The sequence below is a fragment of the Rhodoferax sp. GW821-FHT10B06 genome (assembly GCF_059415605.1).
In genome coordinates, this window is the sequence record NZ_JBWKNO010000001.1 from 540372 (window position 1) to 557399 (window position 17028).

The following is a 17028-nucleotide window of genomic DNA, read 5'->3' on the forward strand; positions in this document are numbered from 1 at the left end:
CACACCGCGCCCGACCCGCCCCCATCTCTGCTAAATTGCCCGCCATGACTGCCCTCCCCGCCCATGGCTGCACCGTCTAGCCCCCCGCGTAACAACTTCTCCACCCGCCTCCTCTCCCGAGGCGAAAACTTCTTGCGCGTGGCGCTGAGCCACTACGTGGTCAACGGGCTGAGCGTGACGCTGGGGCTGATCGCCATCATGTTGCTGATCTTTGAATCGGCTGGCTTGGCGGGTGCGTCCAGCGCGGCGGTGGGGGTGCTGATCACCAGCCTGCCGGACGTGCCCGCGCCGCGCCGGCGCAAGATCATGCAGATGCTGCCGGCGCCGCTGCTGGGCACGCCGCTGTTCATGCTGGTGCAGCTGGTGCGTGAAGACGTGCTGCTGCTGGGCGTGGTGCTGGTGGCGGGCACCTTTCTGGCGGTGATGGTGATGGCCTGGGGCAAGCGCGGCGGGCCGCTGACGTTTTCGCTGCTGTTCTCCATGCTGTTTTCCATGGCTGCGCCGCCGGTGGGCGAGTTGGACCAGATAGCGGTGCACGGCGGCTGGTTTGCGCTGGGCGCGGGGCTGTACCTGGTGTGGGGCGTGTGCACCACGCACTGGCTGAACCGGCGCTACCGCGTGCAGCTGCTGGCCGAGTGCATGCACAGCTTTGCGCAGATTTTGCGCACCCAGGCGCAGCGCTTCACGCCCAGTGCCGACCCGCAGGCGCTGCTGGCCAAAATGCTGGAGCAGCAGGCCACCTTTGCCGACCACCTGCAGAACACGCGCGACGTGGTGCTGGAGTCGCCCACCAACCCGGCGCGCATGCGCATGGCGGCGGTGCTGCTGGGCCTGCTGGAGGCGCGCGACCACCAGCTGGCCTGCGACCTGGACCTGGACATGCTGCTGCTGGTAGAGAGCAGCGCCGTGCGCCTGCCCGCGCTGCAGCAGGTGCTGAACACCACCGCGCTGCAGCTGGAGCAGCTGAGCCTGTCGCTGCTGCTGGGCAAGCGCCTGCAGGCCCTGGCGCCCATCGCCCCGCTGCGCGGCGACCTGGTCAAGTCGCTGCCGCCGCGCCACAGCTTCATGGACGAGGCGGTGCTGCCGGCCGAGCGGCGCGCCGTGGCCCTGCTGCACAGCATGGCCGACCGCATCAGCCACATCAACGACGAGGCGGTGCGCATAGCCGCCCTGGCGCGCGGCGACCTGCCGCCCGAGCTGGCAGCGGTGCGCACGCAGTGGCAGCTGTTTGTAAGCCCCACGCGCTGGGCCTGGGCGCCGCTGCTGGGCCAGCTGACCTGGCGCGCGCCCACGCTGCGTTATGCGCTGCGCGCCACGCTGGCGGTGGGTGTGGGCTACCTGGTGTCACAACACCTGCCCTGGGCGGCGCACAAGTACTGGATATTGACCACCATCGTGGTGGTGATGCGCGGCAACCTGGCGCAGACCCTGCAGCGGCGTGACGCGCGGGTGGCAGGCACGGTGCTGGGCTGCCTGATGGTGATGGGCGTGCTGGCCACGCACCCGGGCGCACGCACGCTGCTGGCCATTACCGCGCTGTCCATGGGGCTGGCGCATGCGTTTGCGCTGCGGCGCTACCTGTACACCACCATCTTTGCCACGCTGGCCGGGCTGCTGCAGGCGCACATGCTGCTGGTGGGTGTGGCGCCCAGCTTTGCAGTGGCCGAGCGCGTGGGCGACACGCTGCTGGGCGCAGCGCTGGCCTGGATCTTCAGCTACGTGCTGCCGGCCTGGGAACGCAACCAGCTGCCCGGCCTGGTGCGGCGCAGCCTGCAGGCACAGAGCCAGCACGCCAAGCTGGCCCTGGCGCTGAGCGAGCCGGCACAGGCGTCTGACCTGCCCTGGCGGCTGGCGCGGCGCGAGGCGTATGACAGCCTGTCTGCCCTGACACAAGCCACCCAGCGCAGCCTGGCCGAACCCAGCCAGGTGCGCCCGGCGCTGGAGCCACTGGAGGCCGTGCAGGGCCGCAGCTACCGGCTGCTGGCGCAGCTGACGGCCATCAAATCGCTGCTATTGCTGCGCCGCCCGCAGCTGGACATGGCGGTAGCCGCGCCGGCCTTGCAAAAAGCCGCACAGCAGATCAGCGACGCGTTGACCGCGCCGCCCAAGGACGCGCCCGACACCGCCATACCCGGCCTGGATGGCGAGGTGGATAGTGGCGAAGAAAGCCCCGAGGCGCTGATAGACAAGCCCTTTCAGCCCCGGCCCGACCCGCTGCAGCAGGACGACCTGACGCCCTGGCTGCTGCGCCGCCTGGCGCTGGCCACCGGCATGGCGCGCGACCTGCGCCGCGCCGCCACGCAAGCCCAGCGCGCGGGCTGAGCCCATGGCCGCACCACACGCCCCCGGCACGCTGGGCCAGATACCGCGCGGCATCTGGGTACTGGGCTTCGTCAGCATGCTGATGGATATTTCTTCAGAGATGGTGCACAGCCTGCTGCCGCTGTTCATGGTGACGGTGCTGGGCACCAGCACGTTAACGGTGGGCATCATCGAAGGGCTGGCCGAATCCACCGCGCTGATCGTGAAGGTGTTTTCGGGCACGCTGAGCGACTACCTGGGCAAGCGCAAGAGCCTGGCCCTGCTGGGCTACGGCCTGGGCGCGCTGACCAAGCCACTGTTTGCCATCGCCCCCGGCATAGGCCTGGTGCTGACGGCGCGCCTGCTGGACCGGGTGGGCAAGGGCATACGCGGTGCGCCACGCGACGCGCTGGTGGCCGACATCACGCCGCCCCATCTGCGCGGCGCGGCGTTTGGCCTGCGCCAGTCGCTGGACACGGTGGGCGCCTTCACCGGGCCGCTGGTGGCGGTGGGGCTGATGCTGCTGTGGGCCAACGACTTCCGCGCGGTGTTCTGGGTGGCGGTAGTGCCGGGTGCGCTGGCCGTGGCCCTGCTGTTCTTTGGCCTGCAGGAGCCCGCACCCCAGCCCGGCGCCAAGCGCAGCAACCCCATCAGCCGCGAGAACCTGCACCAGCTAAGCCCGGCCTACTGGTGGGTGGTGGCCATAGGCGCGGTGTTCACGCTGGCGCGCTTCAGCGAGGCGTTTCTGGTGCTGCGCGCCCAGCAGGGCGGCATGCCTGTGGCCCTGGTGCCGCTGGTGATGGTGGCGATGAACCTGGTGTACGCCGCGTCGGCCTACCCGTTTGGCAAGCTGTCGGACCGCGTGGGGCACAGGCAGTTGCTGGCCATCGGCCTGCTGGTGCTGGTGGCCGCCGACCTGGTGCTGGCGCACAGCAGCCACTGGGGCGTGGTGCTGGCCGGCGTAACGCTGTGGGGCGTGCACATGGGCATGACCCAGGGCCTGCTGGCCACCATGGTGGCCGACACCGCGCCGGCCACGCTGCGCGGCACGGCCTACGGCCTGTTCAACCTGGTCAGCGGCCTGGCGATGCTGGTGGCCAGCGTGCTGGCCGGCCTGCTGTGGGACGGGCTGGGCGCGGCGGCCACGTTTTATGCGGGGGCGGGCTTTTGCGGCGTGGCGCTGCTGGGGCTGGCCTGGCAGCCCAGGGTGCAAAAACCGGGCGTTTAAAATTTCCCATGCCTAACGCCCCACTGAACGAAGCCTCCCCCAAGATACAAGAACCCCGCCTCTGGACCGGCGACGGCTGGACCGCCCAGGTCATCAAGAACGAAGACGACGACGGCTGGGCCGTGGCCATGCTGAAAGACGGCGAGCCCGAGCCCGCACTGGTAGGCCCCTGGACCATGGGCCGCGACAAAAAGAACCCCAAGCCGCTGGACAGCAGCGCCTTCAGCACCCTGGTGAAGACGGCCAACGAGTTCGTGCGCCGGCATGAACAGCAGCTGCACGCCAGCCTGCACCAGAGCATCACCGTCACGGCCAACGCAGGCCGCGTCACCGTCTACCTGGACATCACGCCCGACGAAGACAACCCCAGCGCCACCCTGCGCGCCGAAGACGATAACGGCGACACCCTGGCCGAAGTGCGCGTGGCGCCCAGCTTCAAGCTGAACCGCAGCAGCGCCGTGGCCTGGGCCGATGGCGGCTTTGCCAAACCACGTTGACGCTATTTAATTGATAGCTGCTTGCGCAGGAATTTCCTGCGCCAGGGGCATGTTTTCTCCATAAGCCGCTGCAGTCAATAAGCCAGGACGGCGCTTGCCACCGCATCCAGCCGGAATTTCACGGCTATTTCGGTTCCATGGGTTCGGGTTCAGGCCGTTGCGGCTATGTTGCGGCACTCTTCAGCGCAGCGATGGCAGGCCTTCGCGCATGCCTGGCAGTGCTCCATGTCGTGCTGCGCACATTCGTCACCGCACGACTGGCAGATAACGGCGCACGCTTTGCAGATTTCCTGCAGATGGCCACTGCCTCGCGCCATCATTGCGGCCGCTACGGTGCAGATCTGAGCGCAGTCCGTATCCAGCGCAATGCACTTGGTCATGGCCTGGACGTCGAATTCCTTCAGGCATGCCGCAGCGCAATGGTTGCAAACTGTCGCGCAGCTAATGCAAGCTTGCATGCACGCGCTATACGTTCCGTGAGACATCGCATACTCCTTCAACTGGTGTGCCAGGGCGCTCCCTTGAGCAGGCACCAAGACCAGCAATTCAGTGTAGGGAGACGGCGCCAGAAGAGCTGTAGGTCAAGTGCTCGCATCGCCGTAGTCCCATATAACGCGGAAGGAGTCGGTGGCGCTGCAGGCCTTGAGCGTGTGGTTTGGCCCCACGGGTTACTTGAACCCACCGGCTACCAGAGAGATGGGGTACGAGGCGTTAAGACGCGTCGCCCAGGCTCAGCTCAATATCCTGCCGAGCCGGCACGACCGCCCCCTGCAGCTGGCCGGGGATGTAGGCCGTGGCCAGGAACATGGCTTTCATGTGGGTCACGGCCTCTTCGTCGCCCGCGTCGGCCTGCAGTACCACCACATCGACCACGCGGCCCAGGGCGTCCACGTATAGGCGCAGACGCACAGGCAGGCCCGTGAAGCTCAGGCCGTCCAGCAGCGCCATGTCGGGTGCGGACCGGGGGACCAGGGGGTGGTCAAGCAACTCGGCGGGAATGAACGGGTCTGGCTCGGCCTGCGCAGCGGTCGCTGGAGGCGCTGGATACGAATACGCAGCAGCCGCACCCGACGGTGCCCGTGCGCTGGAAGCTTGTGTGATCGAAGCCACGGCGGATGGAGATGCCAGCAGCTGCACCTGCAGCACAGGGGTGGCCGGCAGCGCAGACACGGGCGGTGCCGGGGGTATGGCCGACTGCAGGCCCCACCATGCGGCCAGATGCCCCAACAGGGACAGCAGGATGGCGCCGACCAGCACGCACCGCTTCTTCACCCACGCCATAGCAAACACCTACTGCGCAGAGACTTCGCGCCAGTTCAAGCGTCGGACGCCTGTGGCGGTGGTCAAGGTGGCGGGCGTGGTGGCGGTGGTGCCGGTGCTGTCGCCGGCCAATACACGCAGCTTGCCGTTCACGTTTTGCACCACCAAATCGGTGATGACGCCAGACATGGTGCTGGACTTGGCGATCAAGGTGCCCGCGCTGTCGGTCAGCACGCTCTTGCCGGTGGAGATGCTGAAGCCCAGCACATAGCCCGTGCCCGAAGGGCTGCACACGCTGCCATTGGGCAAGTTCACGCCAAAGAATGCCGAGCCGCTGTAGGCCGTGGGGGTTACGTTGACGCGCTCGGCCACATAGGGGCTGGTGGTGGATGCCGACAGGTCGAAGTACCAGCCGCTGGTAGAGGTGGGCGCGCTGCCAATGCCGGTGAGCAGGCTGGTATTGGCCTCCAGGCTGCTGCGGGTCAGCGGCGTGGCGTAGACGCTGGCGGCCTGGAAGGCGCCGTTGCCCACGGTACCGTCGTAGATGGAATAGATGCTTTGGATGGCCGTGCTGCTGATATCGCTATCGGCCAGCAGGCGGCCGGTACCTACCAGCACATAGCGCTTGTTGGTGGAGGGGTCTACCTCGATCAGGGGGCGGGTGGTCACGGGCTGGGGCGTGCCGGAGGTCTTGTACAAGGTGGCCATCTTGACGATGGAATAGGCGGCGGTGGTGCCGGTCAGGTCCACGCGCCACAGATTGCCCTGCAGGTCGCCGGCGTAGATGGCGTCGGCGGTGTAGTCGGTCTGGTTATAGGTGTAGGCCGATGCGTGCGCCATGTTCAGCGGCGTGGTGGTGCTGCCCTCGGGCGTGACCACGGTTTCCAGCAAGGCGCCGGTGCGTGGGTTGACGAAGAAGAAGTAGCCTTTGCCGTCGCTGTTGTTATAGCCAGAGGTAAAAACAACCACCCAGCCGTACTTGGCGGTCTTCATGACCGAGGGCGCGCCGAAGCTGTAGCCCATGCGGGCAATGGTGGTGGTGTCGCTAGTCTTGGGGAACTCCCACAGCACGCGGGCGGCCAGGTTGGCCTCGCTGGTCCAGTCGCCGTAGGTGGCGCTGGTGGTGACGCCGCTGCTGGTGATCTCGGGCGTGCCGGGGTTGGTGATGTCCATCGCGTAGTAGCCCTTGCCGCCTTTGCCCAGGCCGCCGATCAACAGGGTGCGCCAGTCTGGCGTGCTGTTGACCTTGCTGCACACCGCCGTGGTGGTGCTGGTGCCGCTACTGCAGACCTTGCTGACGTCCACATCGAAGTCCAACGGCGTGGCGTCCACCAGGTAGTAGTGCGATCGTGTGGGGCTGCCAAAAGACGCCAGGCCCGAGGTGGCGGCGGTGGACGATGTGCCGTACACAAAGCTGGGGATGAAGCCAAACAGCTCCTGCCCACAGGTACTGCAGCTGGCGGTGCTGGACGTGCTGGTGGTGCCGGGCATGGTGCCGTCAAACGCGTGCAGCATGCCGTCGTTCGAGCCTGCGAACACCACGGTTTTACGGCTGGCGTAGCTTTGCTTGAAGGCGGTGTAGCCCAGGTTGTACATCTCGTAATAGGGCATGCTGGGCGCGCCCACGGCGGTGGTTTTGGAGCCCACAAAGTCGCCCAGCAGATAGCTGCGCTTGCGGTAGATGCGGTTGGTGGCGGTAACGGTGGCACTGAGTTCGTTGGTGCGGTCGCCGCGCAAATAGGCCAGGTAGTCTGCCGCTGCCGTGCTGGAGGTGGACGTGGTGCCGGTGATGCTGGCAAACGAGGGGTAGTACAGCCGCCCGGTGGTGGGGCATGCGGCCATGGCCGTGGCGGTGAAAGCGATGCCGGCAGGCGTGGTGGCGCTGTCGCAGTAGGTGATGATCTTGCGCGTGCTGGCGGGGCTGGTCGTGGCCTCCAGCAGGTCGCGGGCATTCCATTGCGCGGTCATGGTGGCGCTGCCGCTGGTGTCGTAGGCCACGGTGGCGCCGATCACGCTGCCCGTCCAGTTGGAAGGATCGTAACTGGCGGAATAGCTGGCGCTACCGGTCACCACGTTGGGCGAGGCCATGGCGTAGGTGGTGCTATTGGCCTCACTCAGTTCACTGGAAATCTTGTTGAAGGCCGCCGTCAGGCCAGACTTCATGGTGGCAGGGGAACTGCCGAAGTAATAGTTGTCGGGACGATAGTCGTAGGTGGCGTCTGTCGAGAACGTCACACTGGTACTGCCCGATTCTTTGGATTTAGTGATCGTCGTCAAACCGGAGTTGGTGTCCGAATTGGTGTACCAGGTACTGTCGGACAAGGTACTGGTACTGTTGCTACTGGAGTAAGGGGAAAAACTGCTGGGTACGGTGAACCCCCCGTACTTGGCGGCCAGCCAGTACTGGTTCTTATGCCGGTAGGTTTGGTCTTCCATCACATCCAGCCAATAGGTATTGATGGTTTGGGTACCGGTCCAGTCGGACCGCAGATCCACGGTGTGGGCGTCGTAGGCCAGGCCTGCGATGTAGTATGTGTCGCACCATTGGTAGGTTGACGTGCTGCAGGTGCTGGTGCCCGTATCGAAATAGAGACTGCCCAAAGACGAGTTCCCCTCCAGCGTGCCCACCATATTGGTGGCTGTAGCCACGTTCACGGAGGTATCGTCTGTGGGATAGGTGGGGGTGGCATCGAGGGTGCTGCCCGAGCGCAGAGTACTGCCATACAGATTGGCATCGCGATGGGTGTTCACGTCGCCCATCCCCAAAATAAAGTTTTTCTGGCAGGAATAGAGGATAGGGTCGGCCCCCATGCTGCTGCTATCGCTCACCCGCCACTTGGTGATGACGGGAAAGCCATCTGCGTAGGTGGCATAGGTCGAAGCAGTCGCTGTGGTAGTCGCGGTGGTACTAGATTGAGAGGTGGCGGATGTGTATGGCGCCCAGTTCGCCAGACCTTTGTAGTAGCGCAGCACCGTGTTGTACAACTCGGAAACCGGGTCTTTGGATTTATAGGTATGCGAGTAATTGCCAAACTTGTTCAGGTAATTCATCACTCCGCTTTGGACTACGGCGGTAGACGATAGACCAAAGGTGCTGACCGTATCTGAGGCGTCGTTGTAGTCCGGGTTGGTGGCCATGATGCCGGTCGTGGCGCTCCACTCGGGATAGCCACCGTTGAGCGCAGTGCCATCGATCGTGACGGTACCGGCGTTGGTGATATTTGCAGAGCCGGGCACCGGCTGGTAAGGGCCAATGTAGTTCATACGTGCGCGCAGTACCCCGCCGTTTCGCTGCTGCCCGGTCACACTGCTATCGCCGCTATGGTTGAGGTAGCTGAAGGCCGAGAAGCGCAGCTGCATGGCGTAGGTCTGCATCAAGCCCTCGGGCTTGTAGGTGCTGCCGTACAGCACGCAGTTATCTTCCTTCAATGCGGCCGACACGCACACGGCCACGTTGATATAGAGCTGGTAAACACTGGTGCTGCTGGCACTGCTACCCTGGCCGGAATAGTCCACCAAGAGTGTGGTGCCGGAGCCTGAAGTCGATGCACTGCTCAGCTCACCACCGCCAGTAATCCACATGCTGTTGCCCAAACCGCGGATGCGGGACTTCGCGACGGTCCAGCCAGTAAATGGTGTGCCTGACGCGGTCAGGGTCGCCGTTGTAGTGGCTTTGTCGGGGGCCACGCTGGTGTCGTTGTTGACTGCATAGGTTTTGGTCAGAATTGTGTCGGTGGTGGAGCCTGTGTTGGTATCGGTGCTTCGGTACCCTCCGGTCATGATCCAGCGAAATTCGTCCAAGGTTTGCATGGACGCCCAATTCATATAGTTGCCACTCCATGCGGGCTGGGTGGCACTGGCGCATGAATGGCTGCTGGCCGCACTGATGGGCAAGAAGTAGCTGCTGGACGGCGTGGTGGAGTTGTAAACGTACTTGTAGCACTTCTCGGAATCGAAGTAGCCAATGTACGTGCTGCCCGTCGCATAGGCCGTGGTGCTCAAATAGGCTGGGGTGGTGGCCGTGGGCCACTCCACCGACAAGGCCAGGGCCAGATTACCTGGCACCTTGACGGTGGAGAACAAGGGGTAGTCGGCCAGGTCAATAGCGCATGCCGGCAAGCTCAACGCGGCACAGGCTACGGCCAGCAAGGCGGCCGTCAGCCCCCGGGCCAGATATGAGCGAAGGATAGAAATCAACATGGCGAACTCCTGCGGCCGAGGGCGGGGTATGGCGATGTCGCTCACTGCGACACGATCATTTGGTGGTAGGTTTCCGTGCCGCGCGGACCTCGCACGCGCACGCTGATGCGGTAGCTGGCATTGCCGGGGGCCTTGGCGCGCTTGATCCAGATCGTGCCCGCCTGGGCTGCGTTGGTCTTGGTCGCGCTGGATACGCAGCTGGTAGAGCTGTAGGCACCGGCGGCCACGCACTGCCGGTCTATCACCGTGCGGATGGTGACGCCCGCAGTGCTGTCGCTGATGGCCGTGGTGTCGGTCATTCCGGCCGAGGTGAAGGTGCTGTCATTCACCAGCACCAACGGTATGCCTTGCGCATTCGAGGCCAGGGCGGAGGCTGAGTAGTTCAGCGTCAGCTGGTTGGCGATGCGCGTGGATTCTGTGGACAACGAGCCGCTGTTGAGCAAGGCCACGGCTGCGGCCATGCCACGCTCGCCCTGGTTCAGCAGGTCGCGCTTGAAGGCAAAGTTGCCGGCCAGCAACAGGCTGTTGGTGGACGATCGCATCAGGGCCACCGAGGCCACCAGCATCAGCACCAGGCAGATCAGCGTCATGACCATCACCATGCCGCGCTGGGCCTGGTGCGGCGGGCGCGTATGCCGGCATTTGTGCATGCTGGGCCTCATGGCAACATCATGGGGTTGCGCACCGGGATCGTCGTCTCAACGGTGCGGTAGCGGTACAGCTTTTCTGCGTCCGTCAGCGTGCGGGTATACGCCACGCCGCTGCCCAGGTCGGAGAATAGGGTCAGGCTGCTGGCGGTGGTGACAGTGTCTTTTTCTGGCAGGCTGGTGCGCAGGATCAGGCCGACGCGGATCGCCAGAATCTTCTGCAGATAGTCGTTGGCGGTGGTGAGGCTGGAGCAGTTGGATAGGCGTACGCTTGCGCTGGTCGGACGGTTCTGCACTTCCTGTACGGTGCCTGCCATCAACGCGGCAACCGTATAGGGGTTGCTGGTGGTTGCCGTCGTCACGGGCTTGAACCACTCGCTGCTGCTGATCTTGCCGTCGCAATCCGCGTCTATGCCGTACAGGGCATGCATTTCAAACACGCCATCTGCCCGGGCTTGCACGGTGCGCGTACTGGCGGCCGCCGTGTTGAACAAATCGTAGGAATACAAGGTGTTGTTGTCGCCTACGCCTAGGACCTGGAACTGCGGGGGCCGGCCCAGCGTCACATTGCCCATCGGCATAGCGGTGCTGTTGTCGGACAGTGCCGCCAAGCGGGTGCCGGCCACGTGGTAGTCCCCCGCCAGCGGCATGGCCGAGGCCGCGCCACCGCGCCCATCGGTGGAGGAAAACGCGCTGGCGCTCACCTGGTCCAGCAGACAGTTGGTAATGCCTGATGTGCTGGCATCGGGCTCCACCGAGGCCACCAGCACCAGGTCGCTGTTGGAGAATGCGGCGGTGTTGGTCAAGTTCAGCTGCGCGGCCGAGGCGAAGCCAGAGAACTCGGTAGGGATTTCGCCCTGCCCGGCTGCGCCGCCCATGACGACCAGCACATCCGAGGTCTTGCCGCTGACACTTGGGGTCGTGGCGCCAGGCAGTATCACCACCGGCGCCAGACGGAAGACGCCCAAGGTGCTGTCGGTGGCCTCGGTGACGCTGGCAAATGGTGCGGGCAACGCGGTCGCGTTATAGGTGGGCAATATCTGTGTATTGGTTTGCGATGCCTGGTTCGCATACAGCTTGCAGCCGTAGTTGTAGGCCGCTGCCTGTGTGAAGCCGCTGCCTGCGCTACGCACCCATTGGTCAAGCAGATAGACGGCGTAGTTGCCGGCCTGGTTGATGTCGTTGGTGGAGGTGAGCGTGCGCTTACGCCCCTCGGCCGTGGTCAGCACCACCATCATGGCCAACGAGAGGATCATGCCGATCAACAGCGCCACCATCAGCTCCAGCAGCGTGACGCCGCGCTGGCGTGCAAGTCGCCCGGCCCGCATCACGGTATGACCACGTAGGTAAAGTACTTGCTGTTCGTCTCGGTACTGAGCTTGGACGGCGACTTCCAACTGATGGCGACGGTGGTGATGCCCGTGCTGCTGTCCGTGCTGACGCTGGACGTTGCATTCGGCAGGCCCGAGACCGTAGGGTCGGCTACCCGCGCGGCCCAGGCCGTGAGGGTGGACGGCGAGGTGCTTTGCTCGGCCCACATGCAGGCAATGATTTCATTGGCCAGCATGGCCGCACGGGTGCGGTCCTCGGCGGCCACGGCGTAGCCAGTCGCCTTGGTCTGCATGGCCACCAAGCCCAGCACGCCCAAGGAAAACACCAGCAAGGACACCAGCACCTCGATGAGGGCGAAGCCAACCTGCGCCGGGCCCGCTGTATGTACGGGGCGCGCGGGATGCGACAGCAATTTGCGGGGCGGCTTCATGATGCGGGGCAGCCATCAGGCACGGTGGAAGACAAGGTGCGTGTGGGGTCGCACATGCGCACCTGCCCACCCGCAGTGAGCAGTACTTTCAGGGTCCGGTAGGCGTTGTTGCCGGTGACCGCACTGGAGCTGACCAGGGTGTAGCTGGTGGCCGTGGAGCTGCAGGCGGTGCTCAGCCCGGTGGCGGTGGAGGCCAGCGTCACCAGCCCGCCCAGGGAGCCGAAGCAGACGGCTGCCGGGCCGGTCACGGCCACACCGGCCTGCGTTCCGTAATTGCTGCCTTGTACGAACTCGGCGCTGGTTTCTGCGCTGCCGGTCAGCACCACGGTCTGGACGTACCAGTTCTTGCCATTGGCCACAGGGGTGGCCGCCAATGCCGGCGTGGCGTTGGTCAATGCGAACACGGTCTGGCGGTTGCGGCGGATGGCCTCGGCCTGGGCCTGGCGCAGGCCGTTCTGGATTTCTTCCGCCACGCTGCGCACCTTGGCATTGGCGATCCACTGGCTGAACGAGGGCACCACCGCCAGCAGCAACAACGCGGCCACGGTCAGCGTCACCATCAGCTCGATCAGCGTGAAGCCGCTGGATCGACGCTGGGTCAGCATGTATCCCCCTTGCGCAGGATCCAGCAGGCATAGGTGGCACCACCCCAGGCGGTGGACATGGTGCTGCCCTGCACGCCGGTCTGGGTGATGGTGTAGCTGAAGCCGTCCGTCGCCGTGCCCGAGGTACCCGTCGCGGTGACGGTGTAGGCCGTAGATGTAATGCCGCTACACACCAGCGAATACGGCGTCGGCTTGGTATAGGTGACCGCCGTGGCGGTGCATGGCGCAGGCGCGGCTGTGGACGTCACGTACGTGCGGTTGTCTTGGTAGAACTGCTCCATCTTGGCGCGGGTGGCCAGCACGTCGTTCGCCATGGTCACCAGATGCCCGCGCAGGATGTAGTCCCGGTACGAGGGCAAGGCCACCGCCGCGAGGATCGCCACCACGGCCACTGTGATCATCAGCTCGATCAAGGTAAAGCCTCGGGCTGCGGGACGGCCCGGCGCGCCTGGGGACCGCTGCACCGAATGCAAAACAGGAGTGGGACGAGGTGGATTTAACATGTTTCACATTGTAAGTGGGATTATTTCCCATTTATTAACGTTGTGTAAAATCCGACCACCGGCGCCCAGCGGACGACTAACGGTTGTCAAATACGGGCTTTCTACGCGCCCAGCTGCGCCATCCCCCTCAGCCGCTATCATCCAAAGCTTTGTCTAAAGCATCCCCCCACACCATGTCCGCCGGAATGAACCCTGCCCAGCAGGAGGCAGTGAACTACATGCACGGACCCTGCCTGGTGCTGGCGGGCGCGGGCTCGGGCAAAACGCGGGTCATCACGCACAAGATTGGCCGGCTTATCCAGTCCGGCATGGCGCCCAAGAAGATTGCCGCCATCACCTTTACCAACAAGGCGGCGATGGAAATGCGCGAGCGGGCCAAGGCGCTGATTGGCCGCGAGGCGAAGGACGTGGTGATCTGCACCTTCCACGCCCTGGGCGTGCGCATGGTGCGCGAGGACGGCTTCCGCGTCGGACTGAAGCCGCAGTTCAGCATCCTGGACGCCGACGACGTGACCAGCATCCTGAAAGACGCCGGCGGCAGCACCGATGTCGCCACGGCACGCACCTGGCAGTGGACCATCAGCAAGTGGAAGAACATGGGCCTGAACGCCGAGCAGGCCGCAGCCCAGGCAGTGGACGACAACGAGGCCATCACCGCCCGCGTGATGGCGCTGTACGAAGAGCGCCTGACCGCCTACCAGAGCGTGGACTTTGACGACCTGATCAGCCTGCCTCTGCGCCTGCTGCGCGACTTTGAAGAAGTGCGCGCCAAATGGCAGACCGTGCTGGGCCATGTGCTGGTGGATGAATACCAGGACACCAACGCCACCCAGTACGAGGTGCTGAAGTACCTGGTGGGCGAGAACGCGCGCTTCACCGCCGTGGGCGACGACGACCAGTCCATCTACGGCTGGCGCGGCGCCACGCTGGACAATTTGCGCAAGCTGCCGCTGGACTTTCCGCAGCTCAAGGTGATCAAGCTGGAGCAGAACTACCGCTCCACCAGCGCCATCCTGCGTGCGGCCAACAACGTGATCGGCCCCAACCCCAAGCTGTTCCCCAAGACCCTGTTCAGCGAACTGGGCGAGGGCGAGCCGGTGCGGGTGATCGACGCCGACAACGAAGAGCACGAAGCCGAGCGCGCCGTGGCCCGCATCCAGAGCCTGCGCGCGGGCACGGTGGTGACGCAGGGGCCGCAGTTCCAGGACTTCAAGCACTTTGCCATCCTGTACCGCGCCAACCACCAGGCCAAGCCGTTTGAAAAAGCGCTGCGCAAGGCGGGTATTCCGTACAAGGTGTCGGGCGGCACCGGATTTTTTGACCGGGCTGAGATCAAGGACCTGTGCGCCTGGTTCCGCCTGTGGATCAACAACGACGACGACCCGGCTTTTCTGCGCTGCATCACCACGCCCAAGCGCGGCATAGGCCACACCACACTGGCCAAGTTGGGTGAGTTTGCTACGCAGTACAAGCTGAGCCTGTTCGAGTCGCTGTTCGCCGCCTCGCTGGGCGCCGTGGTGCCGGCACGTGGGCTGGAGGGCCTGCACGAATTCGGCCGCTATGTGAACGACCTGGAGTACCAGGCGCGGCGCACCATAGGCGCCGAAGACTCGCTGGCCTTCATGTTGCAGTGGCTGAAGGACATCGAGTACGAGCAGCATCTGTACGACAACGAGGACAGCGAAAAAGCCGCCGCCGCGCGCTGGACCAATGTGCTGGAGTTTTGCGACTGGATGTCCGCGCGCGCCGGCGGCCAGACCGACGAAGACGCGGGCACCACCACCCAGCGCGAAACCAAGAGCCTGCTGGAAGTGGCGCAGACCATCGCCCTGCTGTCCACCATCAGCCAGCGCGAGAAAGAAGCCGATGTGGTCACCCTGTCCACCCTGCACGCGTCCAAGGGGCTGGAGTGGCCGCACGTGATCATGGCCGGCGTGACCGAGGGCATGCTGCCCTTCAAGCTGGACGACGACGAAGGCCGCCAACAGGTGGTCAGCGAGGACATCACCCAGAAGCTGCAGGAAGAGCGCCGCCTGATGTACGTGGGCATTACCCGCGCGCAACGCAGCCTGGCTGTCAGCTGGACGCGCAGGAAGAAAAAGGGCCGCGAGATGGTGGCCGCCCAGCCCAGCCGATTCATCAAGGAAATGGCACTGGACGCCAATACCGCCAAGGAAGACCCGCGCGAAAAGCTGCGTGCACTGCGCGCCGAATTCGCCAAGAAGTCGCAGGACAGCGCCGCTGCCCGCGCAGCACAAGAACCATGAAGTTTCGCAATGCTCTACTTTTGATAGCTGCCTGCGCAGGTGTTACCTGCGCCAGCGGCCAAAATCTTATAAATCCAGCGGCCACGGCCTGCCCGGCTGCCCAGGACCTGGGCCCGCTGCAGCTCTACGGCCAATGGCAGGTGCAAATCGCCGGCCAGCCCGGCCCTGCCAGCCTGCGCCTGGAAAAAGACCCCGAGCAACCCGACAGCCTGGTCGGCAGCATCAACCGCGCAGGCAAGCTGGCCCAGGTGGCGGGCGAAATCGAGCAGGGCAACTTCAACCTCGAAGAGTCAGACGACGGCACGCGCATCAGCGCCACCTGGGCAGGCCAGGTGAGCGAGGGCTCGTGCGGTAAAGAAATCAAGGGACTATGGACCAACACACTGCAGGACAACGCCACCCCGCTCGCCTTCGTGCTGCGCAAATCAAGCGGCTGGGAATGAACCCGCTGGCACGCCTCTGCGCCGGGCTGGCGCTGGCCGTAGGGACCACCGCCGCACAGGCCCAGACGTCCAACACCGTGCCCACCATTGCCTCAACCACCAATGTGGCTCCTGCCAGCGCTACGTCGTCTGGCCCGGTGCCGTCGGCACCCTGGTTGTCTTGCGCGCGCCTGGTAAATGACAAAGAGGCACGGCTGGCTTGCTATGACGAGCTGGCAGAGCAACAGACTGCGGCCGTGGCACCTCCCGCTCCTGCCCTGGCCACGTCCACCGCCGCACTGCCGGAGCTACCACCACAACCCGTCGCCGTGGCCCTGGCCATCGCCGCCGACAAGGGCTGCGAAGACAATCGCTATTCGGAAGCCTCGCGCTTCTGGGAGCTGGAGGCCGGCAGCGACTGCGGCACCTTTGGCATCCGCGGTTACCGGCCGATCAGCCTGTCGGTGATCGGTAGCGACAGCGTAAACGACCTGCCCAGTTCGCCCGCCGCCGGCCACACCGCCACCACCGCCATCGACTACAAGCGCACCGAGACGCGCATCCAGCTGTCGGTGCGGACCAAGGTGGCCCAGGGCCTGCTGACCCAGGGCGAGCCCAGCCTGCGCGACTCGCTATGGTTTGGCTACACCCAGCAGTCGTACTGGCAGCTGTTCAGCGCCGACCTGTCGCGCCCCTTCCGCAGCACCGACCACGAGCCCGAGCTGGTCTACGTCTACCCCACCACCATGGCGCTGCCCGGCTCCCTGCTGGAAGGCTGGAAACTGCGCTACAGCGGCCTAGGCCTGGTGCACCAGTCCAACGGCCAAAGCCTGCCGCTGTCGCGCAGCTGGAACCGCGTCTACCTGATGGCCGGACTGGAAAAAGCCGGCCAGTGGAATGTGCAGGGCCGCATCTGGCAACGCATCAACGAAAGCAATGGCAACGACGACAACCCCGGCATCAGCGACTACATCGGCCGGGGCGAGTTGAGTGCCATGTGGCACGCCAGCAAAGACAGCACATTTGGCGTAACGCTGCGCCACTCCATGCGGCAGGACGCGCGCGGCTCGGTGCGGCTGGAATGGCTGCAAGCCCTGGGCGGCAGCGACAGCCACAAGAGCGACCTGCGCTTCCACACCCAGCTGTTCAGCGGCTACGGCGACAGCCTGATCGACTACAACCGCCGCCGCACCGTGCTGAGCGTGGGCCTGAGCCTGGTGGATTTTTAGAACTGACGAGGATTCACCCACCGCCCGTTCGGACTGAGCCTGTCGAAGCCCTTCGGCAGGCCCAGGACAGGCTCCTTCAACAAGCTCAGGGCGAACGGGCGCCACAC

General features: G+C 64.8%; 14 protein-coding genes. 6 read left to right on the plus strand and 8 right to left on the minus strand.

Translation table 11 applies throughout. The annotated features are described in order from the left end of the window. Positions 1 to 63 precede the first annotated feature (63 nt). The 3 genes from AC07O2_RS02520 to AC07O2_RS02530 are packed head-to-tail and all read left to right on the plus strand — an operon-like array spanning position 64 to position 4026. The gene (locus tag AC07O2_RS02520; protein ID WP_495074159.1) at positions 64 to 2322 is read left to right on the plus strand and encodes an FUSC family protein; all 2259 of its coding nucleotides are present in this window, start codon (positions 64 to 66) and stop codon (positions 2320 to 2322) included. Between the two features lie 4 nt (positions 2323 to 2326). Then, positions 2327 to 3529 (plus strand): MFS transporter, encoded by a 1203-nt coding sequence (locus AC07O2_RS02525; RefSeq protein WP_495074160.1) that lies wholly within the window; start codon positions 2327 to 2329, stop codon positions 3527 to 3529. A gap of 8 nt (positions 3530 to 3537) precedes the next feature. Further along, positions 3538 to 4026 (plus strand): hypothetical protein, encoded by a 489-nt coding sequence (locus AC07O2_RS02530; protein WP_495074161.1) that lies wholly within the window; start codon positions 3538 to 3540, stop codon positions 4024 to 4026. A 149-nt stretch (positions 4027 to 4175) separates the two neighbouring features. Here AC07O2_RS02530 and AC07O2_RS02535 read toward each other — a convergent pair whose 3' ends face one another. The 8 genes from AC07O2_RS02535 to AC07O2_RS02570 form a co-directional block, all read right to left on the minus strand. Then, positions 4176 to 4511 (minus strand): four-helix bundle copper-binding protein, encoded by a 336-nt coding sequence (locus AC07O2_RS02535; protein ID WP_495074162.1) that lies wholly within the window; start codon positions 4509 to 4511, stop codon positions 4176 to 4178. A gap of 226 nt (positions 4512 to 4737) precedes the next feature. After that, complete coding sequence (locus AC07O2_RS02540; RefSeq protein WP_495074163.1) at positions 4738 to 5307, minus strand: hypothetical protein; 570 nt, start codon at positions 5305 to 5307, stop codon at positions 4738 to 4740. 9 nt (positions 5308 to 5316) lie between these two features. Beyond that, on the minus strand, positions 5317 to 9486 hold the full coding sequence (locus tag AC07O2_RS02545; RefSeq protein WP_495074164.1) for a pilus assembly protein: 4170 nt from the start codon (positions 9484 to 9486) through the stop codon (positions 5317 to 5319). A 41-nt stretch (positions 9487 to 9527) separates the two neighbouring features. Beyond that, a complete protein-coding gene (locus AC07O2_RS02550) occupies positions 9528 to 10148 on the minus strand; it encodes a pilus assembly PilX family protein (protein WP_495074165.1) in 621 nt (206 codons plus the stop codon). After that, positions 10145 to 11461, minus strand: coding sequence for a PilW family protein (locus tag AC07O2_RS02555; RefSeq protein WP_495074166.1), 1317 nt, complete (start codon positions 11459 to 11461; stop codon positions 10145 to 10147). Before AC07O2_RS02555 ends, AC07O2_RS02550 begins: the two co-directional genes overlap by 4 nt. After that, on the minus strand, positions 11461 to 11895 hold the full coding sequence (gene pilV, locus AC07O2_RS02560; protein WP_495074167.1) for a type IV pilus modification protein PilV: 435 nt from the start codon (positions 11893 to 11895) through the stop codon (positions 11461 to 11463). The genes AC07O2_RS02555 and pilV overlap by 1 nt, the downstream gene beginning before the upstream one ends. Then, a complete protein-coding gene (locus AC07O2_RS02565; RefSeq protein ID WP_495074168.1) occupies positions 11892 to 12500 on the minus strand; it encodes a pilus assembly FimT family protein in 609 nt (202 codons plus the stop codon). Before AC07O2_RS02565 ends, pilV begins: the two co-directional genes overlap by 4 nt. Next, positions 12494 to 12964, minus strand: coding sequence for a type IV pilin protein (locus AC07O2_RS02570; RefSeq protein WP_495074169.1), 471 nt, complete (start codon positions 12962 to 12964; stop codon positions 12494 to 12496). Before AC07O2_RS02570 ends, AC07O2_RS02565 begins: the two co-directional genes overlap by 7 nt. Positions 12965 to 13176: 212 nt before the next feature. On the opposite strand from AC07O2_RS02570, the gene AC07O2_RS02575 reads away from it, so the two are divergent. From AC07O2_RS02575 to AC07O2_RS02585, 3 genes are read left to right on the plus strand one after another with little or no spacing between them, the layout of a single operon-like run. Then, entirely contained in the window at positions 13177 to 15270 is a 2094-nt protein-coding gene (locus AC07O2_RS02575; RefSeq protein WP_495074170.1) for an ATP-dependent helicase, read from the plus strand. Continuing rightward, the gene (locus AC07O2_RS02580; protein ID WP_495074171.1) at positions 15267 to 15713 is read left to right on the plus strand and encodes a hypothetical protein; all 447 of its coding nucleotides are present in this window, start codon (positions 15267 to 15269) and stop codon (positions 15711 to 15713) included. Before AC07O2_RS02575 ends, AC07O2_RS02580 begins: the two co-directional genes overlap by 4 nt. Next, positions 15710 to 16921, plus strand: coding sequence for a phospholipase A (locus AC07O2_RS02585; RefSeq protein ID WP_495074172.1), 1212 nt, complete (start codon positions 15710 to 15712; stop codon positions 16919 to 16921). The genes AC07O2_RS02580 and AC07O2_RS02585 overlap by 4 nt, the downstream gene beginning before the upstream one ends. Positions 16922 to 17028: the final 107 nt, after the last annotated feature.